This is a genomic window from Parabacteroides sp. AM08-6 (genome assembly GCF_003473295.1).
Lineage (GTDB): Bacteria > Bacteroidota > Bacteroidia > Bacteroidales > Tannerellaceae > Parabacteroides.
Window position 1 is genome coordinate 287,576 of sequence record NZ_QRMP01000002.1, and the last position, 26,714, is coordinate 314,289.

The window sequence follows — 26,714 nt, forward strand, 5'->3', positions numbered from 1 at the left end:
TAGGTGTCATTTGTAATGAAACAAAGAGGAAACCTATGTATTAATGAGTAAACACGTATAAAAAATAAGGAACCATGAAAAAAAGGAAAGAAGGAAAGTATATACGATATTCTGCTTTTTTACTCTCGGCTTTGTTGTTATCGACGGATATTTATCCTTATACAAGTAGCTGTATGCCGGGCGTTCAGCAAGAGCAGGCTGCGGAAAATCAATGGAAGGGGAAAAAAGTTGCTTTTTTGGGGGACTCTATAACCGATAAAATACATGTTGGAACTGCTAAAAATTATTGGCAGTATTTGGAAGAGATGCTTGGCTTGAAGCCTTTTGTTTATGGTATCAATGGACATCAGTGGACCGGGGTGTTGGAACAGGCGGAAAAATTGAATGCGGAGATGGGGAATGAGGTCGATGCTATTCTGATTTTTGCCGGAACAAATGATTATAATGCAGGGGTTCCGTTAGGGGAATGGTATTCTGTGGGGGAGCAGGAGGTGGAAGTGTCGGGACCGAAAAAGGAAACCCGGAAAAAACGTACGTTGCAAATGGATGAAAATACGTTTCGCGGACGTATCAATAAGGTGATGTCGTATTTGAAAACGAATTTTCCTACTAAACAAATTGTGTTGCTGACTCCGATACATCGGGGATATGCCCGGTTTAGTGATGATAATATACAACCGGATGAATCGTATCCGAATCAGATTGGTTTGTTTGTGGACGAATATGTGGATGTGATAAAAGAGGCGGCAAATGTCTGGGCACTTCCGGTTGTAGACCTGAATAGTGTTAGCGGACTTTTTCCGGTAAGTGATTCGCATACTTGCTACTTTCATAAAGAAGACACCGACCGGTTGCATCCGAATGCCGATGGACACTATCGGATGGCAAAGGCATTGATGTATCAGTTGTTGGCATTCCCGGCTGATTTTGAATGAAGAACATAAAAGAAATCATAATGAAAAACATTTATTTTGCGGGGATATTATTCTTGTTATTATTACCGTTTTCTTATCCGGTTTATGGGCAATCGGAAAAAGTTTCCTCCGGTTTGCAGACTTATACCTGTACGATAGACGGATTTGAGCGAACTTATCATCTTTATTTACCGGAACAATTGCCTGAAAACGCTCCCTTAGTGTTTGTCCTGCATGGATATGGAGGGGATGTTAACCTAGATTATGGTATGGATAAGGTGGCGGAAAAAAATAAGTTCGCTGTTTGTTACCCGAAAGGTATAAAGGACGGCAGAGGAAATCCTTGTTGGAATGTCGGTTATCCTTTTCAAGCTGATATGACTGTCGATGATGTCTCCTTTTTGTGCCAATTGGCCGAATTGTTGCAAAAGAAATTCCAGCTTAGTCCTCAAAATACATTTTGTACGGGGTTGTCGAATGGTGGCGAAATGTGTTATTTGCTGGCTTACCGGAAACCGGATGTCTTTTCGGCTGTAGCTCCTATAGCGGGTCTTACAATGGAATGGATATACCGGGAATATGACTGTCCTCAAGCTATCCCATTGCTTGAAATACATGGGACTGAGGACCGTACTTCTGAATGGGACGGCGATTTGGAGGATAAAGGAGGCTGGGGAGCTTATATTCCTGTACCGTTGGCAATCAATTATTGGGTGGCTAAAAATCGATGTACGCAGGAACAGGTTGATACGCTTGCTGTAAAGGATAGCCGGAATGGTCATTATGTAGTGTCTCATAAATATTTGAATGGAACCGGGGGGAATGAAGTCTGGCTCTATGAGATTGTAAACGGACAGCATGGTTGGGGGGAGCAGGATGTTAATACAGCTGAAGAAATATGGAAGTTTTTCGGGAAATTCGTTAAGAAAGAGTAGATGTTTTGTTTAGTGCATCATGCCGTCCGGGTTTTCTTTTTATCTTTGTGAGGATAATAAAGGCTGAGTAATGAAGAATTTAATGATAACAATTATGACAGTAATGGCTATGACTGCCACGGGGCAGGAGTCGGGAAATATCAGGCAACAGGATAATTTCGATTATGTGGTAGATCAATTCGCCGATTTGCAGATATTACGCTATCAGGTTCCCGATTTTGAGAACTTATCACTTCAACGGAAACAACTTTTATTCCATTTGTCGGAAGCGGCATTAATGGGACGGGATATTCTGTATGATCAGAATTGCCGTTACAATTTGCCGATTCGCCGTACACTGGAGGCTATATATATGAGCTATAAAGGAAATCGGAAAGATGTGCAATTTACAGCATTGGAGACTTACTTGAAACGTGTTTGGTTTGCGAATGGTATTCATCATCATTATGCGGAAGATAAGTTTACTGCCGATTTTACGATTGAGTTCTTTAAGAGTTGCGTATCGCAATTGGCTCCCGAGCAACTGCCGCTACGGGAAGGACAAACTGTCGGGCAGTTCCTGGAGGAAATTATTCCTGTGATATTTGATTCGGCTGTACTATCCAAACGTACGGTACAGAGTGGAGATGCTGATTTAATACTGGCATCGGCCAACAATTATTATAGTGGCGGGATTACACAGGAAGAAGTAGAGGATTTTTATGCCGGAATGAAAGCCGGAAAAGATACGATAACCCCGATATCTTATGGCTTGAATAGCCGTTTGGTGAAAGAAAACGGGAAGATTGTAGAGAAAGTATGGAAAGTCGGTGGACTTTATTCGGCTGCTATCGAAAAGATTGTTTCCGAATTGCGAAAAGCTGTTCCTTTTGCCGAAAACAAGGTGCAGAAAGCAATCATTGAAAGGTTGATTGAATATTATCAGACCGGAGATTTGAAAATATTTGATGCTTATTCCATTCTTTGGGTGGAAGATACGGTTTCTGATGTTGATTTTGTAAACGGATTTATTGAAACATACGGTGATCCGTTAGGAATGAAAGCCAGTTGGGAATCTACTGTGAATTTTATAAATAAGGAAGCGACCAAGCGTACAAAAGTAATTAGCGGCAATGCACAATGGTTTGAAGATCATTCGCCGGTAGATAGCCGTTTCAAGAAAGAAAAGGTAAAAGGTGTGAGTGCTAAGGTGATAACGGTTGCGATGTTGGGAGGTGATTGTTATCCGGCGACTCCGATAGGAATTAATTTGCCGAATGCCGACTGGATACGGCGCGACCATGGCTCTAAGTCGGTTACGATAGAAAATATTACAGAAGCCTATGATAAGGCTTCACAAGGTAATGGCTTTAATGAAGAATTTGTTTGGAGCGATGTGGAGCGTGAAGGAATGAAAAAGTATGGCTTTATTACCGATAATTTGCATACGGACTTGCACGAATGTCTGGGACATGGTTCCGGGAAGTTACTTCCTGATACTGATCCGGATGCGTTGAAGGCTTATAGCTCCACATTGGAAGAAGCTCGTGCCGATTTGTTCGGTTTGTACTATTTGGGAGATGCCAAATTGGTGGAATTGGGACTTGTTCCGGATGCGGAAGCTTATAAAGCGGAATATTATAAATATATAATGAATGGTTTGATGACGCAGTTGGTTCGTATCGAGCTGGGTAAAAATATAGAGGAGGCGCATATGCGCAATCGACAGTTGATAGCCCGGTGGGTATATGAAAAAGGAAAAAACGACAACGTTATCGAACTGAAGAAACGGGATGGAAAGACGTATGTTGTCGTGAATGATTATGAAAAACTGCGTAACCTGTTCGGGGCTTTATTGGCTGAAGTGCAGCGTATTAAGAGCGAAGGCGATTATTCTGCCGGGAAGATGCTGGTGGAGGATTACGGAGTAAGAGTGGATTCTGTTTTGCATGCGGAAGTTCTTAAACGATATGCCGGACTGAAGCTGGCTCCGTATAAGGGTTTTGTTAATCCTGTCATGAGAGAGGTGAAGGATAATAGGGGGAATGTGACGGATATTGTATTGGATTACACGGAAGGATATGCAGAGCAAATGTTGCGTTACAGTAAAGATTATTCGTTCCTACCTTCTTATAATAATTAAAAAATGGTTGAAGATAAAATAAAAGAGATACGAAAGTGTTTGCGGCTTGCCATGAACGGTGTTATTTCGTCCAGCATGCGAGAAAAAGGGGTTGTCTATAAGCTGAACTTCGGGGTTCCGTATCCCGAAATCAAGCAGATTGCTGCTTCTTTCGAACAGGATGACGAGCTGGCCTCTGCTTTATGGAAGGAAGATATACGTGAATTTAAAATTATGGCAACCCTGTTGCAGCCGGTAGAGAGTTTTACTTGCGAGCGGGCTAAGGAGTGGATAAAAGAAATTCCCCATTTGGAAATTGCTGAGTATTGTAGTAAGAATTTGTTTTGTAAATTACCGGGCATTGAAAAATTGACAATGGGCCTGATTTACAATGTGAACGATTTTTATGCACGTACGGTAGCATATCTTATTTGGAGTGAATTGTTTAAAGAAGGAAAAGATTTAATCCCGCCTATACAGGCTGCTTTTTTGGTCGAGTCGATGCGTACGACGTTGTGGACTGATTTTGGAGCGCCGTGGATGGAAAAACAGGCGGCTATAAAAGCAATGAAATTTTATGGCCGGCAGTCGTCTCAAAGAGCTGCTCATATAATGAATATGTTCGACGTGATACCAGAATATAAAGATGTGCCGGAACAAGTAGAAATTTATAATGATTTAAAATTTGAATTTGAATATTACCGCTAAGGCTTTGCGTTTAAAATAAATGCGCTAACTTTGCCGTTCGCGTGGAGTCGCAACGTTAAGATGGATGGAAAAAAATACATAGAGCTGCAGAACTTGTTTACCAAGTATCTTGCAGAGAAAAAACTACGGAAGACTGAGGAACGATTTGCTATATTAGAATGTATATGCAATTTCCCCGGCCATTTCGATATGTGCCAACTCTATCAAAAATTGGAAGATGCGAATTTCCATGTGAGTCGAGCTACTCTTTATAATACCTTGGAAGTATTAGTCGATGGAGGATTGATTGTGCGACATCAATTGCCAACCCAGTCTGTCCAATATGAGTTAAGGAGTTTGGCGGAAACGCATATGCATCTGGTTTGCAGCAAATGCGGGGCTATCCGGGAGCTGAAAGACGCAACGCTGAGAAGAGATGTGGCTGGTCTGAAGGTTACTCGATTTACACCGGAATATTATGCGCTTTATATTTACGGTTTATGCAGTAAATGTAAGTATCGGCTTCAACGGAAAAATGGGAAATAAAAGTATTAACAGTCTATATATATAAAGATGAAAGTAGATGTATTATTAGGATTGCAATGGGGCGACGAGGGCAAAGGTAAAGTTGTCGATGTTCTGACTCCGAATTACGATGTGATTACTCGTTTTCAAGGAGGTCCCAATGCAGGACATACTTTGGAATTTAACGGCGAAAAGTATGTGTTGCGCTCTATCCCTTCCGGAATTTTTCAAGGTGGTAAGGTTAACGTTATCGGTAACGGTGTTGTATTGGATCCGTTGTTATTCCAACAGGAAGCTGAGGCACTTGCTGCCAGTGGACACGACTTGACCAAACAGCTTTGCATTTCCAAGAAAGCACATCTTATCTTGCCTACTCACCGTATATTGGATGCTGCTTACGAGGCTTCTAAAGGTTCCGGTAAAATTGGTACGACCGGTAAAGGTATTGGCCCGACTTATACAGATAAAATCAGTCGTAACGGGATTCGTGTCGGTGATTTGTTACACAATTTTGATGAAAAATATGCGGCTGCAAAAGCCAGACATGAGGCTATTCTGCATTCGTTGAGCTATGAATATGATATTACAGAACTGGAAGCACTGTGGTTTAAGGCTTTGGAATACCTGAAACAGTTCCGGTTGATTGACAGTGAACATGTCATCAATAACTTTCTGAAAGAAGGGAAGTCTGTTTTGGCTGAAGGCGCACAGGGAACTATGCTGGATATAGACTTCGGTTCTTATCCGTTTGTGACTTCTTCAAATACGATTTGTGCCGGTTGTTGTACCGGCTTGGGGGTTTCTCCTCGTAATATCGGAGAAGTATATGGGATTTTTAAGGCTTATTGTACGCGTGTGGGCAGTGGTCCGTTTCCTACGGAATTGTTTGATGAAACGGGAGATAGAATCGGCCAATTAGGGCATGAGTTCGGTGCGGTGACCGGACGTAAACGCCGTTGTGGTTGGATTGACCTGGTCGCATTGAAATATGCGGTGATGATTAACGGGGTAAGCAAGTTGATTATGATGAAGAGTGATGTGCTGGATAGCTTCGACACGATTAAAGCTTGCGTGGCTTATAAGGTCAATGGTGAGGAAATTACGGAATTCCCGTTTGAAATAGATGATACAATCGAACCTGTATATGTGGAATTGCCGGGTTGGAAGACTGACATGACAAAGATGCAGAGTGAAGATGAATTCCCTGAGGAATTCAATGCTTATCTTTCGTTCCTTGAAGAGGAGCTGGGTGTACCTGTTAAAATTGTTTCCGTCGGTCCTGACCGTGAACAAACAATTGTCAGATATACGGAAGAATAAAAAAAGAATATAATACAAAATGGCAGAAGACCACATCCCGAAAGGGAGTGCTCCTGCCATTTTTATTTTTGGCAGACTTTTTGCTTATCCTTATTTGTATAACTATATAAATTAGAATTTTATGAGCATGTATTGGATTATATTTATCGGTTTTGCCCTTCTTAGCTGGTTGGTCTCTTCGAGGCTGCAGAATAAGTTTGAGAAGTATTCCAAAATTCCTATGCCGAATGGTATGACAGGTAAGGATGTAGCGGAGAAGATGTTGCATGATAATGGTATTTATGATGTGAAAGTAATCTCTACTCCCGGCCATCTGACGGACCATTATAATCCGGCAAACCAAACGGTGAATCTGAGTGAATCCGTATATTATAGTAATAGTATTGCCGCCGCTGCTGTGGCAGCTCACGAATGTGGACATGCCGTGCAACATGCTACGGCTTACGCTCCGCTAAGGATGCGTTCGGCATTGGTTCCGGTTGTTAGTTTTGCCTCAAACATTATGACATGGGTTTTGTTGGGTGGTATGTTATTGATTCATAAATTTCCGCAGTTGTTGCTTTTTGGCATTATTCTGTTTGCAACGACAACCCTCTTTAGTTTTATAACATTGCCGGTTGAAATTAATGCGAGCAAGCGTGCTTTAGTTTGGTTGAGCAATGCCGGAATAACAAATGTCTATACACATGATAAGGCGGAAGATGCGTTGCGTTCGGCCGCTTATACATATGTGGTTGCAGCTTTAGGTTCGCTGGCAACATTGTTGTATTATATCATGATTTTTCTGGGAGGAAGGAGCAGGGATTAATCGGTATTTCGACGGAACAACTTCTATATTCCTGTAAAAGCATTACCTTTGCAATCAGAATAATAAATTAAAGAAATATGCAAAAACCGTCTATTCCTAAGGGAACAAGAGATTTTTCGCCGGAAGAAATGGCGAAACGTAATTATATATTCAACACAATTCGAGATGTTTATCATCTGTATGGATTTCAGCAGATTGAAACTCCTGCTATGGAAAATTTGTCTACTTTGATGGGAAAGTATGGTGAAGAGGGAGACAAGCTGTTGTTTAAAATATTAAATTCCGGTGATTGTTTTGCCGGTATTTCCGATGAAGAACTGTTGGAACACAATGCCGTTAAATTTGCTGTAAAAGCTTGTGAGAAAGGTTTGCGTTATGATTTGACAGTTCCTTTTGCCCGTTTTGTCGTACAACATCGGAATGAAATAACGTTTCCGTTCAAACGTTACCAGATACAGCCGGTTTGGCGTGCAGACCGTCCGCAAAAAGGACGTTATCGCGAGTTTTACCAGTGTGATGGCGATGTAGTCGGTTCGGACTCTTTGATTAATGAGGTGGAACTGATACAAATTATGGATGAAGTGTTCCGCCGTTTTGGTATTCGGGTTTGCATCAAGATGAATAATCGTAAAATACTTTCCGGTATTGCTGAAATCATTGGAGAGGCAGATAAGATTGTAGATATTACAGTTGCTATCGACAAACTTGATAAGATTGGTCTGGATAATGTAAATGAAGAATTACGTTCAAAAGAATTATCGGAGGAGGCTATTGCTCGTTTACAGCCGATAATCATGCTGAAAGGTTCGAACCGTGAAAAATTGTCTGTCTTGAAAAAAGAATTGTCAGCTTCTGAAATTGCAGTGAAGGGTATTGCTGAAATGGAATTTATCTTGGATAAGATTGACGCGCTATCCCTGAATGCAGAACTGGAACTGGATTTGACACTGGCTCGTGGGTTGAATTATTATACCGGAGCCATCTTCGAGGTAAAAGCGCTGGATGTGCAGATTGGCAGTATAACAGGTGGCGGACGTTATGATAATTTGACAGGTGTATTCGGCATGGATGGTGTATCGGGGGTTGGTATTTCTTTTGGTGCGGATCGTATTTTTGATGTTTTGAACCAATTGGATTTATATCCGGCGGATTCTTTACAGACCACTCAATTATTGTTTGTGAACTTTGGAGAAAAAGAGGCCGATTATTTATTGCCGGTAATCGCAAAAGTTCGTGCGGCAGGTATCCGGACGGAATTGTATCCAGAGTCTGCAAAAATGAAAAAACAAATGGGATATGCCGATACGAAGAAAATACCCTTTGTCGCCCTTGTAGGTGAAACGGAAATGAATGAGGGTAAGGTTAATCTGAAAAATATGATAACCGGCGAACAGATTCCGGTTACCGTAGATGAATTGATAGAACGTTTCTAATCAGAATATCTAAGGGCAGCCTGAACCGGTTGCCCTTACATCTCTTAAAATTGTTAATCATGAAAACACACGTTTTGATTCTCACCGTAGTTTTGTGTTTGTCATCTTGTACTTTCCAGCCACACGCATCTTGGATGACAACAACTGAAAAGACTCCTTGGCAAGAACAGCCGGATTTGGTATCGGCATTGGCTGATACGGTCAAAGAGATTGATGTGACTGTCCGAACGGATAAGAAACAGCAAATGATAGATGGTTTTGGTGCCTGTTTTAACGAGTTGGGATGGATTTCTTTAAGTCGCTTAGAGCCTACTGAGCGGGAGAAAATAATGGAAGAACTTTTTTTCCCCGATTTCGGTGCGAATTTTACTATTTGCCGTATGCCGGTGGGAGCTAATGATTTTTCACGTGATTGGTATTCTTATAATGAAGCGGATGGTGATTTTGAAATGAAGAATTTCACAATTGCCAATGATCAACAGACTTTGGTCCCTTTTATCAAAAATGCACAAAAATATAAACCGGATTTGCGTATTTGGGCTTCTCCTTGGTGTCCGCCTTCTTGGATGAAATATAATAAGCATTATGCTTCTGCTTATACCGGTGAGAATATGGATGAAAAATATCGGAATGGTTTACCGGCGGATAAGATAGGGCATGAAGGGACGGATATGTTTATCCAGGAGGATGCTTATTTGAAAGCTTATGCGTTATATTTTTCGAAATTCATCAATGCTTATAAAGAGCAAGGTGTTGATATTTTTGCAGTTATGCCACAGAATGAATTTAATTCTGCTCAGATATTTCCCAGTTGTTGTTGGACAGCAGCTTCGTTGGCAAATTTTGTCGGTAACTATTTGGGACCGGCTATGAGAGAACTGGATGTCCAGGTCATGTTTGGTACGATGGAGCGGGCGAATGAAGCCTTGGTGGATACAATTCTGACAGATGCGTCTAGCAGTAAATATGTCAGTGGTGTCGGTTTCCAGTGGGCAGGACGTGGGGCTATTAAAGGAATACATGAGCGTTATCCGGATATGAAACTTTATCAGACAGAACAAGAGTGTGGGGATGGCAGGAACGATTGGAGAGGGGCTGAATATTCTTGGAATTTGATGCGTCACTATTTTGATAACGGAGTGTCTGCTTATATGTATTGGAATATCTCACTTGAAAAAGGAGGAATTAGCCGTTGGGGATGGGCTCAAAATTCTTTAGTAGTGGTAGACCCGGATACAAAATCATTCCAATACACTCCTGAATATTATATCATGAAGCATCTTAGCCATTATGTACAGCCGGGAGCTTATAAAGTAGAGACAGAGGGGACTTTCGGAAATTTGCTTGCTTTTGTCAATCCGGACGAAAGTGTTGTAGTGGCATTGGCAAACGATACGAATAAGGAGGAGAAGGTGACGGTCCGGATTGGGAAAAATGTTTATCAGCCGGTATTGGCGGCACATTCCGTATCGACATTGCTGGTTCATTGAGAACCGGTAGTTTTAAAAAGAATGACTTTGCGGTCTGGGATTTGGCTAAAATGTTTGAATATAGCTTTTTAGCCAAATTGCAAACCGCAATTTTTTTGTTCCCTTATATAGATTTTGGAAATCTTGTGTCTTTTTCCCTAATCTTTTGTTGGAGGAAGTTGGTTAATAGATAGTCATCCTGTCAGTCATATTTGCATAGTTTGCCTGTCGGAAGATGTAAAATTGTCAGTCTTTTACTTATTAAATACTTTGGCACAGTATTCGCATAGGCAATTACGTGTGCTTAAAAAGCATAAGACAAACATAATATTATTAACAATTAAAAAATATACAATGATGAACATTAAACCTTTAGCAGACAGAGTGCTTATCAAGCCGGCTGCAGCAGAAGAAAAGACTCTTGGCGGAATCATTATTCCGGATTCAGCAAAAGAAAAACCTTTAAAAGGTGAAGTTGTTGCCGTAGGTAACGGAACGAAAGATGAAGAAATGGTTGTAAAGAAAGGTGACAATGTACTGTATGGCAAATATGCCGGTACAGAAATCGAACTGGACGGTGAAAAGTATCTTATCATGCGTCAGTCTGATATTTTAGCTATTATCTAATTCACAATTAAATCAATAAAAATATAAGATATTACTACTATGGCAAAAGAAATTAAATACGATATGGATGCCCGCGACCTTCTGAAGAAAGGCGTGGATGAGTTGGCTAATGCAGTAAAAGTAACTTTGGGCCCGAAAGGACGTAATGTGATTATCGAAAAGAAATTCGGTGCTCCTCATATTACTAAGGACGGTGTAACTGTAGCAAAAGAAGTAGAATTAGCTTGCCCGTTTGAAAATATGGGTGCTCAGTTAGTGAAAGAAGTTGCTTCCAAAACGAATGACAATGCCGGTGACGGTACGACTACTGCTACAGTGTTGGCACAATCTATTATCGGTGTCGGTCTGAAAAATGTGACAGCTGGTGCTAATCCGATGGATTTGAAACGTGGTATCGATAAAGCTGTTGCCAAAGTGGTAGAAAGTCTTGCTGAACAAGCTGAAGCTGTTGGCGACCAATTCGAAAAAATCGAACATGTTGCAAAAATTTCTGCTAATGGCGATGAAGCCATCGGTAAACTGATTGCAGAAGCAATGCAGAGAGTGAAAAAAGAAGGTGTCATCACAGTTGAAGAAGCGAAAGGTACTGAAACTACGGTTGATGTTGTTGAAGGTATGCAGTTTGACCGTGGTTATATCTCTCCGTATTTCGTAACAGATACGGAAAAGATGGAATGCCAAATGGAAAATCCGTATATCCTGATTTATGATAAAAAGATTTCCGTATTGAAAGATTTACTGCCTATCCTTGAACCGACAGTTCAGAGTGGACGTCCGTTGTTGATTATCGCTGAAGATATCGATAGCGAAGCTTTGGCTACTTTGGTTGTAAACCGCCTGCGTGGTTCTTTGAAGATTTGTGCAGTTAAAGCTCCGGGCTTTGGCGATCGTCGTAAAGCAATGTTGGAAGATATCGCAGTCTTGACCGGTGGAACAGTCATCTCGGAAGAAAAGGGATTGAAACTGGAAGGTGCAACAATGGATATGCTGGGTACTGCAGAAAAGGTAACTGTAGATAAAGATACTACAACCATTGTGAATGGTGCCGGTGATAAAGATGCTATCCAAGCTCGTATCGGTCAGATTAAGATTCAGATAGAGAACACAACTTCCGACTATGATAAGGAAAAACTGCAGGAACGTCTGGCTAAAATGGCTGGTGGTGTAGCTGTTCTGTATGTAGGTGCTCCTTCTGAAGTTGAAATGAAAGAAAAGAAAGACCGTGTGGATGATGCTTTGCATGCAACCCGTGCTGCTATCGAAGAAGGTACGGTTCCGGGTGGTGGCGTAGCTTATATCCGTGCTATCGAAGCTTTGGAAGGCATGAAGGGTGAAAACGAGGACGAAGAAACCGGTATTGAAATCGTAAAACGCGCGATTGAAGAACCGCTTCGTCAGATTGTTGAAAACGCCGGAAAAGAAGGTGCCGTTATCGTTCAGAAAGTAAAAGAAGGTAAAGGCGATTATGGTTACAATGCTCGTGCAGATAAATTTGAAAATCTGTGTGCTGCCGGTGTAATCGACCCTGCTAAAGTTGCACGTGTAGCTTTGGAAAATGCAGCATCTATTGCTGGCATGTTCCTGACTACAGAATGTGTCATTGCCGATAAGAAAGAAGAAACTCCTGCAGCTCCAGCAATGAACCCGGGTATGGGTGGCATGGGCGGTATGATGTAATTCTTCCCGCAATTATAAAACAAAAACGGCTGCTTCCTTTGGGGGTAGCCGTTTTTATTTGTTTAAAGGTTAAGATTATATTCGGTTGTATTATATATAGTGTGGAATAATGGAGTTCGTCGGTTTATTGTTTGTATTATGTTTGGTTATTCCGAAAAACTTACTACCTTTGCAACCGCAATCGAGAGAGATTGTTTTTATTTAAGTAATGAATTGCCCAGGTGGCGGAATTGGTAGACGCGCACGTTTCAGGTGCGTGTGTCGAGAGGCATGCAGGTTCGAGTCCTGTTCTGGGCACTTCTGAAGGCGGATAATCGAAAGGTTATCCGCCTTTTTTTTTGGATTCTCTCTTTTTGTATGATGATTAAGGCAAATAAGATATGAATTTAAAAAAATCCTACTTCAGCAAATGATATTGGATGATAAATTATTTTTCTTATATTTACCGCCAAATAGCGAATAGGGATGCAGCAGTATACAGAAGATGAGATAATAGAACAATTACGCAATCCCGCATGTCAGCGGGATGCTTTTGCGCAGATTGTCAATATCTATGGGGAGAAGTTGTACTGGCAAATACGAAAAATGGTATTTGACCATGATGATGCGAATGATTTGTTGCAGAATACATTCTTGAAAGCGTGGACAAATATTGATTATTTCAGAGGTGATGCAAAATTATCCACTTGGTTGTATAAAATAGCTATAAACGAATGTATTACTTTTCTAAACCGCCAGCGAGCTGTCAATAATGTGTCGATAGATGATGCAGACGTGTTTTTGCTTGAACGTCTGAAGGGAGATGAGTATTTTGATGGAGATGCGGCTCAAATGAAATTGCAGGAAGCTATCCTGAGGTTACCGGAAAAGCAGCGTGCTGTATTTAATATGAAATACTTTGATGATATGAAATACGAAGATATGTCGGAGATTTTTGGGACATCGGTGGGAGCTTTGAAAGCCTCTTATCATCACGCTGTCAAAAAAGTCGAAGAGTTTTTAACAAAAGACGTTTAAACCTTTCGTGTTGCCATTTGTCAAAAGAACATAAAAGAGAGTTGATATGAAAACAGAACAAAACAACCTGGACCGTTTTAAAGGAAAAAATCCTTTTTCTGTGCCCGAAGGGTATATGGAAGGGTTGACTGCCAATATTATGAGCCAGCTTCCCGAGAAATCCCCACAGGAGGAAGTGAAAAAAATCTCCCTCATGGATCGTGTTCGCCCATGGCTTTACATGGCGGCGGTGTTTGCCGGACTGGGATTGTTTTTTAGAGTCCTGGTCGGTCCTGAAGACAAAACTGTCAAGAATGATTCGTTATTGGTCAAGACTGAAATCTCTGCAAATAAGGTTTCGGCTGTTCAGGCAGCAGAAGATGAAGAATATCTTGAGTATCTGGAAGAACGTTACGCAAGTTATATATTGGCAGGAGATTTGAGTGAATCTGAATAAAATGAAGAAAAAACAATCTTTTCACAATATTTTTGTAATAATACTTGTATGAATAAAATATTTTTTATTACATTTGTGGCGTTTTCAGTTGTGTTCTCATTTAGCGTAAATGCTCAAGGAGGGAAGCCACATCGGAACTTTGATAAGGAGGCATTTCTAGCAAAACGGAACGCGTTTATTACAGCGGAAGTTGGGCTAACGCCAGAAGAGGCATCAAAATTTATACCTCTTTGTAATGAACTTCAGGAAAAGCTGTTTGAGGCGGGGCGTGAATGCCGTAAATTATCTAAAGATTTGAGACGAAATCCTGACGCAAGTGATGAAGACTACATGAAAGTAATTGATGAATGCGTGAAAGTCAATTTGAAACAAGCGCAATTGGAGAAGGATTATTACGAGAAATTTAAAAAGATATTATCACCAAAAAAACTTTATAAATACAAGCAAGCGGAGTTGAAGTTCGCGCGCGAGTTTATGAAGGGTGACAGGGATAAAAAAGAAGAAGAGAATAAGAAAGAATAAAATATTATCATTATTTGTGTTTTTTGTTTAGATTTAGTTTTGGCGTTTAAGTTAAGGGAGGGGTGGCGACGTGATGTCGGTTCCCCTTTTGTTTTTACAATCCTTTTGATTTTGCTTCATTCCACAATTTATCCATTTCTTCCAATGACATCTCTTTTAAAGACTTTCCTTTTTTTATAGTATGCTCTTCCAGATAGTTGAAACGGCGGATAAACTTTTGGTTCGTGCGTTCCAAGGCATTATCCGGATTGATTTTGTATAAACGGGCTGCATTGATGAGGCTGAAGAACAAGTCACCGAATTCTGCTTCCATCTTATCAGCATCCATTTTATCGATTTCAGCTTTTAGTTCGGTAAATTCTTCGTGCACTTTATCCCAAACCTGGTCACGTTGTTCCCAATCGAAACCCACATTACGGGCTTTGTCCTGAATACGATGTGCTTTAACGACGGATGGGAGAGAGGCTGGCACACCTTCCAATACAGTTTTATTTCCTCCTTTTTCTTTAAGTTTGAGTTGCTCCCAGCTTTGTTCTACTTTCCCGGCGGTATCGGCTTGTGCGTCACCGAATACGTGAGGATGGCGATAGATAAGCTTTTGACAAAGGCTGTCGCAAACATCTTTTATGTCAAAGGCGGATTTTTCTTCACCTATTTTCGCATAGAAGACGATATGCAGAAGCAAATCTCCCAGCTCTTTTTTGATGTTGTAGTTGTCATCTTTCATGATGGCATCGCAAAGTTCGTATGTCTCTTCAATCGTGTTTGTACGGAGGCTTTCGTTCGTCTGCTTACGATCCCACGGGCATTTTACGCGCAATTCATCCAGAATGTCGAGGAGTTGCCCGAAGGCTTCCATTTTTTCTTGTCTTGTTGCCATTATATATGAATGTATTAATATGCTAATAAGCCAATATGCCATCCGGAAGCTTTCTGTAATGAACGTCTTCCTACCGGCATATTGGCATATTGATGTATTGTCGGATTATTTTTCTTGTTCCTTGAATACTTTCAGTCCGTTTTCCAGGAATTTGATGTATTCGGGAATACTTTCGTTGAATGCATACGAAGGGCCGAGCGGTTCTCCCTTGCTGTTCAGCAAGATATAGAATGGCTGAGCGTTGGCCCCGAACTTACTGCGCTGCAAATAACTCCATTTGTCACCAATCGTTTTCAACTTACGCGTCTTGCCATGTTCTTCGATAGTGATGGGTTCAGGCAGTTTCGTCTTGTCGTCCACCATCAACGTAATCAGCACGTAGTCTTTTTCCAGTAATTGTTTCACTTTGGGGTCGGTCCAAACGGATGCTTCCATTTTGCGGCAATTAACACAACCAAAACCGGAAAAGTCTATCATAACGGGTTTGTTTACTTTCTTGGCATAAGCCATGCCGGATTCGTAGTCGTCGAAAGCTGCATGTACTTCGCTATTATATAGATTGAAGTCTTGTGTGTACAAAGGAGGAGCAAAAGCACTGATTGCTTTCAGCGGCGCTCCCCAAAGCCCCGGAACCATGTAAACGGCGAAGCCGAATGAAATGATTGCCATGAATAAGCGCGGAACCGATATATACGGCAGTTCGCTATCATGGCTGAACTTGATTTTGCCCAGCAAATAGCAACCCAACAGAATAAAAATGACAATCCAAAGAACAATAAAGACCTCGCGGTCCAGCAGACGCCAGCCATAAGCCAGGTCGGCAACGGAAAGGAACTTCAGTGCCAAAGCCAGTTCAAGGAAGCCTAATACCACCTTTACCGAATTCAACCAGCCTCCGGATTTCGGCATACTTTGCAGCATATTCGGGAAAATCGCGAAAAGACTGAACGGTATGGACAAAGCCAAAGCAAAACCAAACATACCGATAGCCGGTCCTACAGCCGAACCCATCGAAGCCGCTTGTACAAGCAATGTCCCGATAATCGGGCCTGTACAAGAGAAAGAAACCAGTACCAGCGTAAACGACATAAAGAAGATACTGATAATCCCTGTAGTCGAATCTGCTTTTGTATCCAGCTTATTTGTCCATGAAGACGGCAGTACCATTTCGAATGCTCCGAAGAAAGAGATGGCGAATACTACCAGCAACAGGAAGAACAAGATATTGAATATCGCATTGGTCGATAAATCATTTAGCGCACTGGCTCCGAATATGCCGGTAATCAGTAATCCCATCACCAGATAAATCACAATGATAGACAATCCGTACGTCACAGCATCCCGTATCGCCTTTTTGCGGTTTTTTGTCCGCTTCAGGAAAAAGCTTACGGTCATAGGTATCATCGGCCAGACGCAAGGAGTCAGCAATGCAATCAGCCCACCGAGGAAGCCGGCAAAGAATATAAAGAGCCAGGATGTGTCCGTTGCCGAAACCGTAGAATCCCCAAAAGCTTTCAGCTTATCGATGACCGGCGTCCAAAGGGCAGCATCGTCTGTCAAGTCGTTGACTATTTTGGCTGGTTCTGTCTCGATAACATCGTTTTTTACAGCAGGCTCCGGGGTAGCCGGTTTGGTTGCAGTCTCGACAACCTGTTCGGTATCCGGCTGTGCAGGAGCAGCCTCGGTGACATTCGGCTGGGATGCAGGCGCCGGGCTTTGGGCGGCAGCATCCATTTTGATATTACTCTTGTCAAAAGAAAAGCCGATGCGGTCTGGAGGCAGACAAGTCTCATCGTTGCATGCCATGAACTCTACTTCGCCTTCTGCTTTGAACTTAGCCGGGTCGGTTACTTTTATTTTTTGCGTGAAAGAGACAGTCCCCGGATACCAGCGCAAGTCCATGGCGAACAGTTCGTCGTAGATGACCGTCGGTTTTACCGAGGGAACCGGCTTGCCAATTAGTTCCGCACCTGTCAATGTCTCGAATGTAAAAGAAGTGGATACGGGACCACCTTCCGGAAGGTCTTGGTCATATAAATGCCATCCTTGTTCGGATGTGGCAGTAAATACGATTTCTTTCTCGGCCTTGCCGGAGTCTTCCAGATTGATTTTCCACTTCACAGGCGTGTGAATTTGTGCCTGTACAGCCAGCGTAACCAGCGCCAGCATTAAGGTACTAAAGAGCTTCTTCATACTATTCTTGTGTTCTGTTTATTTCGTTAAAGATGAAAACTTGTCAGGGATACGCGTTTCGAAACGCATCTCTTCACCCGTTGCCGGATGGATAAAAAAGAGCCGGCGGGCATGAAGCATCAGTCTGCCGGTAGGATCGGTTTCGGCGCCGTATTTATAGTCGCCGGCAATGGAATGCCCGATGGATTGCATCTGGGCGCGTATTTGGTTTTTACGTCCCGTCTCCAAATCGAGTTCCAGCAGGGAATAGCTGCCGTTACTGTTCAGAAGGCGGTAGCGGGTAATGGCCTCTTTGCCATCTCCTTCGGTGGTGACGTAAACTTGCATTTGAGCATTTTCAACGAGGTTGGAGACAATCAGGTCCGTCTCCTTTTCCGGTCGTCCTTCCACTACGGCCACATAGCTGCGTTGCGTAATCATCGCATTCCAGTTGGATTGCAATTCTTTCTGCACCCACTGATTCTTAGCAAACATCATCAGGCCGGACGTTTCGCGGTCCAGGCGGTGAAGAATAAATATCTTGTTTTTCGGGTCCGATTTCTTCACATAATCGCTCAGTAAATGATAAGCCGTACGTTCTTTTACCCGCGCACTGGAGACGGAAAGCAATCCTTCCCTTTTGTTTACCACAATCAGGTCCTCGTCTTCCCAAACAATGTTCAGCAAGGGATTGTTGAATTCCACTTTTCCGCGTTCGTAACTAATCGTGACTTCGTCTCCCGGCATCAAAGCCGTATCGAACTGGGAGGTAACTTTCCCGTTGACTAAAATCTGTCCGTGCGAAAGTAATGCTTTTACCGAACTTTTACTCTGTTCGCTTAACAGCTGAAATAGGAAAGGCAGCAAGGTCTCTTCTTTTTTGACATTTACCTTGCGTCCTCTCGGGGCTTTGGCCTTATCTGTGCCTCTGTATTCTGAGCGTCTTACCATATTCATTCTTATATATAGTTTACAAAGATACAGGGTTTTGCGGAATGCTGCAAGTTTTTTTCCTCCCTATCCATTACTCTTTTCCCCCTATACTTTTAGTCTTTTGCATAGGGGATATTAATCGTTCGCCAATTGGCGAACGATTGTCCGCCATCCAGTGAACGACCGTTCGCCAATTGACGAACGAACGTCCGCCAGCTGGCGGACAACTAATATGATACGACCGAACGGCTAAATGATTAGGAGGAAAAGGATAAAAGATAGGGAAGAAAAATGTTCATTTCCGGAGGAAGTAATTTGTTTCATCTTTACCGTATTCTAATATTCATAATATTTTGTACTTTTGCAACTTAAATTATCCAATGCGTATATAGGGGACTCTCGGAGTTCGCTTTTGAAGCGGAAAAGAATAAAATTAGAACAAAAAATATGGAAATTGCAAGTAAGTACAATCCCGCGGAGGTAGAAGGGAAGTGGTATCAGTATTGGTTGGACAACGGCTTGTTTAAGTCGAAACCGGACGGTCGCGAACCGTACACAATCGTAATTCCGCCACCCAACGTCACTGGCGTACTCCACATGGGACACATGCTTAACAATACCATTCAGGATATCCTCATCCGTCGTGCCCGTATGCAGGGAAAGAATGCCTGCTGGGTTCCGGGAACCGACCATGCTTCTATCGCAACAGAAGCCAAAGTGGTAAACAAATTGGCTCAGGAAGGGATTAAGAAGACCGACCTCACCCGCGACGAGTTCCTGAAACATGCTTGGGCATGGAAAGAAGAACATGGGGGAATTATCCTGAAACAGTTGCGCAAGCTGGGGGCTTCGTGCGACTGGGACCGTACGGCTTTCACGATGGACGAGAAACGTTCGGAAAGCGTGTTGAAGGTTTTTGTCGACTTGTACAACAAAGGGTTGATATATCGTGGTGTCCGCATGGTAAACTGGGACCCGAAGGCGTTGACCGCCCTTTCGGACGAGGAGGTTATTTATAAGGAAGAGCATAGCAAGCTGTACTATTTGCGCTACAAAGTGGAAGGAGATACGGAAGGACGATATGCCGTAGTGGCAACAACACGTCCGGAAACGATTATGGGGGATACGGCCATGTGTATCAATCCGAACGACCCGAAGAATGCTTGGCTGAAAGGCAAACAGGTTATCGTTCCGTTGGTAAACCGTGTCATTCCTGTCATAGAAGACGAGTATGTGGACATCGAGTTCGGTACGGGTTGTCTGAAGGTGACGCCGGCCCATGATGTGAACGACTACATGCTGGGCGAGAAATACAATTTGCCCTCTATCGATATCTTCAACGATAATGGAACGTTGAGCGAAGCTGCCGGGCTGTATGTGGGACAGGACCGTTTCGACGTACGTATGCAAATCGAAAAAGATTTGGCAGCTGCCGATTTGTTGGAGAAGGTGGAAGCCTACGAGAATAAAGTCGGCTTCTCCGAACGTACCAATGTGCCTATCGAGCCGAAGCTGTCTATGCAGTGGTTCCTGAAGATGGAACATCTGGCGCAAATCGCGTTGGAACCGGTGATGAAGGACGATATAAAATTCTATCCGCCTAAGTTTAAGAATACATACCGCCACTGGATGGAAAACATCAAAGATTGGTGTATCAGCCGCCAACTGTGGTGGGGGCATCGTATTCCGGCCTACTTCCTGCCTGAAGGCGGCTATGTGGTAGCCGAAACGGCCGAAAAGGCGTTGGCGATGGCGAAAGAGAAGACCGGAAATGCTTCGTTGACGCTGGCAGATCTGCGTCAGGATGAGGATTGCCTGGATACTTGGTTCTCTTCCTGGTTGTGGCCGATTTCACTGTTCGACGGTATTAATCAGCCGGACAACGAGGAGATTAGCTATTACTATCCGACCAGTGACCTGGTGACAGGGCCGGATATTATCTTTTTCTGGGTAGCCCGTATGATTATGGCCGGCTACGAATACCGCGGCACGATGCCGTTCCGGAATGTGTATTTCACCGGTATCGTACGTGATAAACTGGGACGCAAGATGTCGAAATCGTTAGGCAATTCGCCCGACCCGCTGAAGTTGATTGAACAATATGGCGCCGATGGCGTACGTATGGGCCTGATGATGGCGGCACCGGCAGGGAACGATATACCTTTCGATGAAGCACTTTGCGAACAGGGACGTAATTTCAACAACAAGATATGGAATGCCTTCCGGTTGGTTAAGGGATGGACGGTCGACGAAACGCTGGCACAGCCCGAGGCTTCGGCTACAGCTGTCAAATGGTTTAAGATGCAGCTGGATAAGACAATCACCGAAATGGACGACCTGTTCGGCAAATATCGCCTGAGTGAAGCTATGATGGCTGTCTATAAACTGTTTTGGGACGAGTTCTCTTCTTGGTATCTGGAAATGGTGAAACCGGCTTATGGACAGCCGATTGACAAGTCGACTTACCTTTCGACACTCGGTTTCTTCGATTCCTTGCTCCGTTTGTTGCATCCGTTTATGCCTTTCATCACCGAAGAACTATGGCAGGCGCTCGAACCACGCAAGGAGGGAGAAAGTCTGATGGTGGCTTTGTTGCCGGAAATCTCTCCGGTGGATGGAGCTTTCTTGGAAGATTTTGAAATAGTAAAAGAGATTGTGGGAGGGGTACGTACTATCCGCCTGCAGAAAAATATACCGAATAAGGACACGTTGGATTTGCAGTTCCTTGGGGAACACAACGACCATTTCAACGCTGTTATTGCCAAGATGTGTAACCTTTCATCTATTGCCCGTACCGAAGAGAAAGCAGCCGGCGCTGTTTCCTTCCTGGTGCGTACAACTGAATATGCAGTTCCGCTTGGCAACATGATCAACGTGGAAGAAGAGTTGGCCAAACTTCAGGACGAACTGAAATACCAACAAGGTTTCCTAGCTTCTGTAATGAAAAAACTGAGTAATGAAAGTTTTGTAAGTAAAGCACCGGCTAAAGTGATTGAAATGGAGCGGAAGAAGCAGGCTGATGCGGAAAGTAAAATCAAGTCTATTGAAGAAAGTATTGCGGCTTTGAGTAAGTAGGCTTTAAAATATAATCAGATGAAGCATCTCTTCTGGTTACTCTTATTACTAATGCAAACGTTTGTCCCGGCAAAAGGAGATACCGGGACTGATAGTTTGCATGCCGTTTTGTCAAATCTTCCTCCCGAGGAAAGGTTAGCCAAACTGAACGAATTGGCTAACCGGAATTTTAATCAGGATCAGGGAATGTATGCGAGGTGGTTGTACAAGGAAGCTGTCGTCCTGCAAGATGAGGAATATCGCGCAACTGCTCTTTATCAGTTGGCTCGTTATTATTATGCGAAAAACCCGGACAGCATGCGCTACTATATCACGGAGGCGGAACCGCTTTTTCTTTCACAAAAACGTTATGAAGATTTGTTCCGGATGAAAGCTTGGAATCTTTATTCGCTTTCGGCTGAAGGAAATCAAGAAGTGGTGTTGCCGATAGCCCGCGAATTGATTGATTTGGCGCGTGAACTGAATTATCCGGAAGGCGAAGAGATGGCAAACCAGGCATTGGCAAACTTTTACATGAGGCATGAGCTGAAGCAGGAAGCAATGACACTGTATGTCGAGGTGCTTTCGGCTATGGAACGACGGAATGCTCCTATTGTCAAACGATTCAACATACTTCGGCAATTGGTGAATGCCAGTCTTCCTGAGGAAGACCATGACCGCTTCTTGGAACAGATGAAGGCTTGCTTGCAAGAGTGCGAGGCGAAAGGGATGACAGAACTAGATGCTGAAGTTTCGCTCGATTATGGTTGGTATGTGTATTACCGTACCTTAGCATCTGATGCCAACCAAGCGAGAGATAAGGAAAGTGCAAGAAAAAATCTGGAGAAAGCGGAGGCTTTGGTTAATAAAAATAACTGGACTAGAGAGAAATCTACAATAGATAATATCAAGGTCTATTATTATGAGTTGGTTGGTCAATATAATGAAGCAATAGCTTTGACGGATAGTTTGATTGAGCATTTTAAGTCGGTAAACAAACAAACTGTTGCTCTTCAAATGCTTAAATTAAAAGGGGAGATGTGTTATAAGGCAGGTCTTGGAATGGACGCTGCCGAAATGTATCAACAATATATTGATTTAAATGATTCGATTACGTCAAGAAAGTATTACAGCGATTTGGCTAATTGGCGTACACAGCATGATGTCGATAAGTTGGAGTTGGAGAACAAACAGATGGAATTGGAAACCTCCAAAATACATACCCAACTCTTGCTGATGGGAGGCGGTTTGATTTTATTGGTGCTGGTTTGTCTTCTGCTGGGCTTTATTTCTTATTCCCGTCACAAATACGGCCAACAGTTGAAGCTTGCTAAAGAAAAGGCGGAAGAAGCCGACCGTCTCAAATCTACATTCCTGGCCAATATGAACCATGAGATACGTACGCCGTTGAATGCAATCGTGGGCTTCTCGCAGATATTGGTAGATGAGGACGACCGGAGTGTCCGGGAGGAATATCTGAATATTATCCAGAATAATAATAATTTATTACAGCGCTTAATCAGTGATGTACTGGATTTGTCGAAGATAGAATCGAACTCGATGTCTTTTACATATCAGGATGTAAACTTGCCGGAATTGATGAGGGATATTTATAAAGCAACCCTTTTGAGAGTTCCGGAAGGGGTTAGTCTGGAATTGAAAACGTGTGAAAGCTTAACTTTCTTCACGGATTCTAATCGGCTTACACAAATTATTACAAACTTACTCAACAATGCAATCAAGCATACAGAGAAAGGGGTTATCCGTTTTGGATATGAAGTGATGGATGCTGAAGTTCAATTCTTTGTGGAAGATACAGGGAAAGGGATTCCTGCTGATAAGCTGGAAACAATATTCAGCCGCTTTGTTCAGTTGAATGACTGGAATAAAGGCGTAGGGTTAGGACTGGCAATCTGTAAAGGCTTGATAACAAAAATGGGGGGAACAATAGAGGTTGCATCTGAATTGGGAAAAGGGTCTGTGTTTCGTGTTGTGCTTCCTATAAAGGATTAATAAATAGCTGTTTAATTCTTATTAGCACATAAATATGCCTTGAATGTTATCGGACACACGAAAAAACACTATATTTGTTACCATATAAGAGATAATTAATTAATTTAATATCATGGAGAAATCAAGAAGAACATTTTTTAAGAAAGGGTTGGCCGGTGCTATTCTTTTAGGAACAGCAAGTATCGCCCGTGCCGAGTTGCCGGACCCTGTAAAACCAAAGGCTCCGAAACCCGCCAATCCGTTTCATTTAGGGATGGCTGGTTATACTTTTGTTAATTTTGACTTGGATACCACTCTAAAGACTTTGGAACGTCTGGATATTCATTATCTTTGCATCAAGGACTTCCATTTGCCTTTGAATAGCACGGATGAGCAAATTAAAGCTTTTCATGACAAATGTGCCGCTCATAAGGTGACAGGGTATGCGGTTGGTCCTATTTATATGAAAAGTGAAGCGGAGATAGACCGCGCTTTTGAATATGCCAAACGTGTTGGTGTAAAGACTATTGTAGGAGTTCCTAATTATGAGTTGCTCCCTTATGTCGATAAAAAGGTGAAGGAATATGATTTTAATTATGCTATCCATTTGCATGGACCAGATATTAAGACATATCCTGATGCAACCGATGTTTGGGAACATACAAAAGATTTGGACCCGCGTATTGGCATGTGCTTGGATATTGGCCACGATTTGCGTAATGGCTGTAATCCGGTTGCTGATTTGAAGAAATATCATACCCGCGTCTTTGATATGCATATTAAAGATGTTACGGATGCTTCAAAAGCCGGGCGCGGCATCGAAATCGGACGTGGAAAAATTGATTTTCCGGCATTAATCAGAATGATGCGGAAGGTTAATTATACCGGGATGTGCAGTTTGGAATACGAAAAGGATATGAAAGACCCGTTTTTGGGCATAGCCGAGTCGATTGGCTATTTCAAGGCTGCATGTGATATGGCATGAAAAGAATTATGAGTTCGTGAATTATGAATTACGAGAGTGTTTTCGAACTGTCTGATTCAGAACTTGTAATTCATAATTCACAATTTATAATTCATTAATTACTGAAATGAGAATATCGTTTTACCTGTTAGTTGTTTGCTTGTTTTCGGCTTGTAGCTCAATTAATTATATCGGGATAGAAACTTATAATCCGGCTGAGATAACTTTTCCTAAAGATGTCAAGCGTGTATTGATTGTGAATAATGCTGTGGCCCAGCCGGAAAATGCCGGGTATCTGTACAAATTGTTCGGTACGGAGCAGGATACGGCACGTGCAAAAGCCGACAGTGCTTTGTATGATGCTTGTGAGTCAATGGGTAAATTAATTGCAGATGTTCCTTTTTTTGAGGATGTGCTTCTTTACCATGATGCAGTTCGCACGGATGGAGAATACCTGTTGGATAAGAAACTGAGTGCCGGGGAGGTAAAAGAACTTTGTGAAGAGACGGGTACGGATGCTATTATATCTTTTGATCGTTTGCTATTTCAGATGGATAAGCATATTGTCGCTTTTTCCGAAGGTTTCGTGCGAGGTGAAATTGAAGTGAAAATAACCGGTGTTGTCAGGGCTTATCTGCCGACACGTGATAATCCTTTAGCAGCCATTCTTATAAATGATAGTGTGTTTTGGGCAGAAAATGCAAGTAATCTGGTGCAATTGGAATATTATCTTCCGGAACCTACAGAAGCTTTACGTGCAGCCGGACGGTATATCGGTACAAATATAACTCCGAATTTTGTGCCTCACTGGGAAAATGAAACACGCTGGTATTATGGAGGTATGGGGTCACGTTGGAAAGAGGCTTCAGCCTATGCTGCATCCGATAACTGGGAAGAGGCGTCTATGCGTTGGCGTCATTTATATCACAATTCATCTAATTGGAAGGAACGTGCGAGAGCCGCATCTAATCTAGCTTTATATTATGAAATGAATACACAGCTGAAAGAGGCGTATGATTGGGCTTCCAAATCTTATGACTTGTATGAGAAAAAGAAGGGGGATAAGGATGAATATACGCAACTTCAAAAGTTATATATGGGAGCATTGACCAATCGTTTGCGTTTGGAGGAAAAACTAAATATGCAATTTGGCGAAGATTAGCAGATTATTCTCTGAATTATTATTACTTTTGGCAGACGTTTCGAATAAAGAATAAATTATTAAATATGAGTGCAAATAATGCAAAGGTACAGTCTGTCATAGAAACGACTTTTACGACGGCTCTTAATAAGTTGATATTTAGTGAGTCCGGTAATTGTTATAGTGATTTGTATGTGCAGGCGGATCCGGAAAATGGGGAATTGCAGATTTATGATGAAGAAGAAAAACTGTTGGAAAAGACCATTATCTTTGATTGGGTAAGTTGCCCCTGTGAGGATGATGTCTTTAACAAGCAGGTTATATCTACTTTGAAATCAGTGCTGGCTCTTCTTACTGCCAAAAAGATTTTTGATAATGCATGTTTCATGAAGCCCTTTTCCATTAGTTTGACTGATGAGGACTTTGTGGTAATAGAGGAGCTCCTTTTTCTGGACGATGAAACTTTGCGCCTAGACGATCCTTTATTGAAAGATTTAGATGCTGATTTGGATGATTTTTTAGCAAAACTTCTTTCAGATGTCGAATAGACTTACTACCTTTGTGCCCGATTAGAAAATAGTTGCCGAAATAGCTCAGTTGGTAGAGCAACGCATTCGTAATGCGTAGGTCGCCGGTTCAAGTCCGGCTTTCGGCTCACAAATCAAGCAGTTATCTTTTTAGGTAACTGCTTTTTTTATGCCTTTTTCTGTGTTTTTCGTGGGTTGTTTTAAACCAACGTTTAAACCGGGAGTACAACAATTAGTGTCGTATGCTACAAGTCTAAGGTGTTGAAAAACAATGAGTCGCCTTTGATGTTGCGTGTCTGTAAAGACAGAAAAATGAAGTATGAAAGTCTTGGAATTTCCTTTAATCCTAAGTATTGGGATTTCAAAGCGAATGAACGAGGTGTTGAATTATGAGGGAAAAACGGAGCTTGAATGTTTCTCTATTGATTTGTTTATTTTTTCTTATTTGATAGCAGGCATCAATTTTGTGGATATAGCACGATTGACGGATGATAACATAATGGAGAATAGGCTTGTTTATATCCGCAAAAATATAAAAGAGAAAGCTCTATCATTTGGTTTTGCCACATGAATATGTATC

General features: G+C 42.2%; 23 protein-coding genes and 2 tRNA genes. 22 read left to right on the plus strand and 3 right to left on the minus strand.

Annotated features, from left to right (window positions below):
• The first annotated feature begins 74 nt into the window (after positions 1-74).
• The 15 genes from DW103_RS02965 to DW103_RS03035 all read left to right on the plus strand — a co-directional run bounded on the left by DW103_RS02965 (position 75) and on the right by DW103_RS03035 (position 14,471).
• On the plus strand, positions 75-935 hold the full coding sequence (locus tag DW103_RS02965) for an SGNH/GDSL hydrolase family protein (RefSeq protein ID WP_122274172.1): 861 nt from the start codon (positions 75-77) through the stop codon (positions 933-935).
• Positions 936-955: 20 nt separating this feature from the next.
• Positions 956-1,849, plus strand: coding sequence for a PHB depolymerase family esterase (locus DW103_RS02970; RefSeq protein ID WP_122274278.1), 894 nt, complete (start codon positions 956-958; stop codon positions 1,847-1,849).
• Between the two features lie 94 nt (positions 1,850-1,943).
• Positions 1,944-3,971: a dihydrofolate reductase gene (locus DW103_RS02975; RefSeq protein ID WP_122274279.1), complete on the plus strand. Its 2,028-nt coding sequence runs from the start codon at positions 1,944-1,946 to the stop codon at positions 3,969-3,971.
• A gap of 3 nt (positions 3,972-3,974) precedes the next feature.
• The gene (locus tag DW103_RS02980; protein ID WP_122274173.1) at positions 3,975-4,658 is read left to right on the plus strand and encodes a DNA alkylation repair protein; all 684 of its coding nucleotides are present in this window, start codon (positions 3,975-3,977) and stop codon (positions 4,656-4,658) included.
• 60 nt (positions 4,659-4,718) lie between these two features.
• Positions 4,719-5,183, plus strand: coding sequence for a Fur family transcriptional regulator (locus DW103_RS02985; RefSeq protein WP_122274174.1), 465 nt, complete (start codon positions 4,719-4,721; stop codon positions 5,181-5,183).
• 27 nt (positions 5,184-5,210) lie between these two features.
• Positions 5,211-6,482, plus strand: a complete 1,272-nt coding sequence (locus DW103_RS02990) for an adenylosuccinate synthase (RefSeq protein WP_122274175.1) — start codon at positions 5,211-5,213, stop codon at positions 6,480-6,482.
• A 121-nt stretch (positions 6,483-6,603) separates the two neighbouring features.
• Positions 6,604-7,290, plus strand: coding sequence for a zinc metallopeptidase (locus DW103_RS02995; protein ID WP_122274176.1), 687 nt, complete (start codon positions 6,604-6,606; stop codon positions 7,288-7,290).
• Between the two features lie 77 nt (positions 7,291-7,367).
• Positions 7,368-8,723 carry a histidine--tRNA ligase gene (hisS, locus tag DW103_RS03000; protein ID WP_122274177.1) on the plus strand — a complete coding sequence of 452 codons (1,356 nt, stop codon included), beginning with the start codon at positions 7,368-7,370 and terminating at the stop codon, positions 8,721-8,723.
• Positions 8,724-8,782: 59 nt separating this feature from the next.
• Positions 8,783-10,213 carry a glycoside hydrolase family 30 beta sandwich domain-containing protein gene (locus DW103_RS03005; RefSeq protein ID WP_122274178.1) on the plus strand — a complete coding sequence of 477 codons (1,431 nt, stop codon included), beginning with the start codon at positions 8,783-8,785 and terminating at the stop codon, positions 10,211-10,213.
• Positions 10,214-10,549: 336 nt separating this feature from the next.
• Positions 10,550-10,819, plus strand: a complete 270-nt coding sequence (locus DW103_RS03010; RefSeq protein WP_122274280.1) for a co-chaperone GroES — start codon at positions 10,550-10,552, stop codon at positions 10,817-10,819.
• A gap of 39 nt (positions 10,820-10,858) precedes the next feature.
• On the plus strand, positions 10,859-12,496 hold the full coding sequence (gene groL, locus DW103_RS03015) for a chaperonin GroEL (protein ID WP_122274179.1): 1,638 nt from the start codon (positions 10,859-10,861) through the stop codon (positions 12,494-12,496).
• Between the two features lie 215 nt (positions 12,497-12,711).
• A tRNA-Leu gene (locus DW103_RS03020) sits at positions 12,712-12,793 on the plus strand.
• 168 nt (positions 12,794-12,961) lie between these two features.
• The gene (locus DW103_RS03025; protein WP_122274180.1) at positions 12,962-13,513 is read left to right on the plus strand and encodes an RNA polymerase sigma factor; all 552 of its coding nucleotides are present in this window, start codon (positions 12,962-12,964) and stop codon (positions 13,511-13,513) included.
• A 46-nt stretch (positions 13,514-13,559) separates the two neighbouring features.
• On the plus strand, positions 13,560-13,949 hold the full coding sequence (locus tag DW103_RS03030; RefSeq protein WP_122274181.1) for a hypothetical protein: 390 nt from the start codon (positions 13,560-13,562) through the stop codon (positions 13,947-13,949).
• Between the two features lie 48 nt (positions 13,950-13,997).
• Positions 13,998-14,471: a hypothetical protein gene (locus DW103_RS03035; protein ID WP_122274182.1), complete on the plus strand. Its 474-nt coding sequence runs from the start codon at positions 13,998-14,000 to the stop codon at positions 14,469-14,471.
• A gap of 94 nt (positions 14,472-14,565) precedes the next feature.
• Here the strand turns inward: DW103_RS03035 and mazG are convergent, their stop codons facing one another.
• From mazG to DW103_RS03050, 3 genes are all read right to left on the minus strand, one after another.
• On the minus strand, positions 14,566-15,351 hold the full coding sequence (mazG, locus tag DW103_RS03040) for a nucleoside triphosphate pyrophosphohydrolase (protein WP_122274183.1): 786 nt from the start codon (positions 15,349-15,351) through the stop codon (positions 14,566-14,568).
• A 105-nt stretch (positions 15,352-15,456) separates the two neighbouring features.
• Positions 15,457-17,544, minus strand: a complete 2,088-nt coding sequence (locus DW103_RS03045; protein ID WP_122274184.1) for a protein-disulfide reductase DsbD — start codon at positions 17,542-17,544, stop codon at positions 15,457-15,459.
• Between the two features lie 18 nt (positions 17,545-17,562).
• Positions 17,563-18,474, minus strand: a complete 912-nt coding sequence (locus DW103_RS03050; RefSeq protein ID WP_122274281.1) for an RluA family pseudouridine synthase — start codon at positions 18,472-18,474, stop codon at positions 17,563-17,565.
• A gap of 429 nt (positions 18,475-18,903) precedes the next feature.
• Here DW103_RS03050 and DW103_RS03055 point away from each other — a divergent pair, with 429 nt between their 5' ends.
• The 7 genes from DW103_RS03055 to DW103_RS18225 all read left to right on the plus strand — a co-directional run bounded on the left by DW103_RS03055 (position 18,904) and on the right by DW103_RS18225 (position 26,705).
• Positions 18,904-21,531: a valine--tRNA ligase gene (locus tag DW103_RS03055; protein ID WP_122274185.1), complete on the plus strand. Its 2,628-nt coding sequence runs from the start codon at positions 18,904-18,906 to the stop codon at positions 21,529-21,531.
• 18 nt (positions 21,532-21,549) lie between these two features.
• Positions 21,550-23,523 carry a sensor histidine kinase KdpD gene (locus DW103_RS03060; protein WP_233545589.1) on the plus strand — a complete coding sequence of 658 codons (1,974 nt, stop codon included), beginning with the start codon at positions 21,550-21,552 and terminating at the stop codon, positions 23,521-23,523.
• Between the two features lie 112 nt (positions 23,524-23,635).
• Positions 23,636-24,487 (plus strand): sugar phosphate isomerase/epimerase, encoded by an 852-nt coding sequence (locus DW103_RS03065; RefSeq protein WP_122274187.1) that lies wholly within the window; start codon positions 23,636-23,638, stop codon positions 24,485-24,487.
• A 106-nt stretch (positions 24,488-24,593) separates the two neighbouring features.
• Complete coding sequence (locus DW103_RS03070) at positions 24,594-25,628, plus strand: DUF6340 family protein (RefSeq protein WP_122274188.1); 1,035 nt, start codon at positions 24,594-24,596, stop codon at positions 25,626-25,628.
• 65 nt (positions 25,629-25,693) lie between these two features.
• Positions 25,694-26,155 carry a hypothetical protein gene (locus DW103_RS03075; protein ID WP_122274189.1) on the plus strand — a complete coding sequence of 154 codons (462 nt, stop codon included), beginning with the start codon at positions 25,694-25,696 and terminating at the stop codon, positions 26,153-26,155.
• 34 nt (positions 26,156-26,189) lie between these two features.
• A tRNA-Thr gene (locus DW103_RS03080) sits at positions 26,190-26,262 on the plus strand.
• A 191-nt stretch (positions 26,263-26,453) separates the two neighbouring features.
• Positions 26,454-26,705 (plus strand): hypothetical protein, encoded by a 252-nt coding sequence (locus DW103_RS18225; RefSeq protein WP_199652952.1) that lies wholly within the window; start codon positions 26,454-26,456, stop codon positions 26,703-26,705.
• The last annotated feature ends 9 nt before the right edge of the window (positions 26,706-26,714 follow it).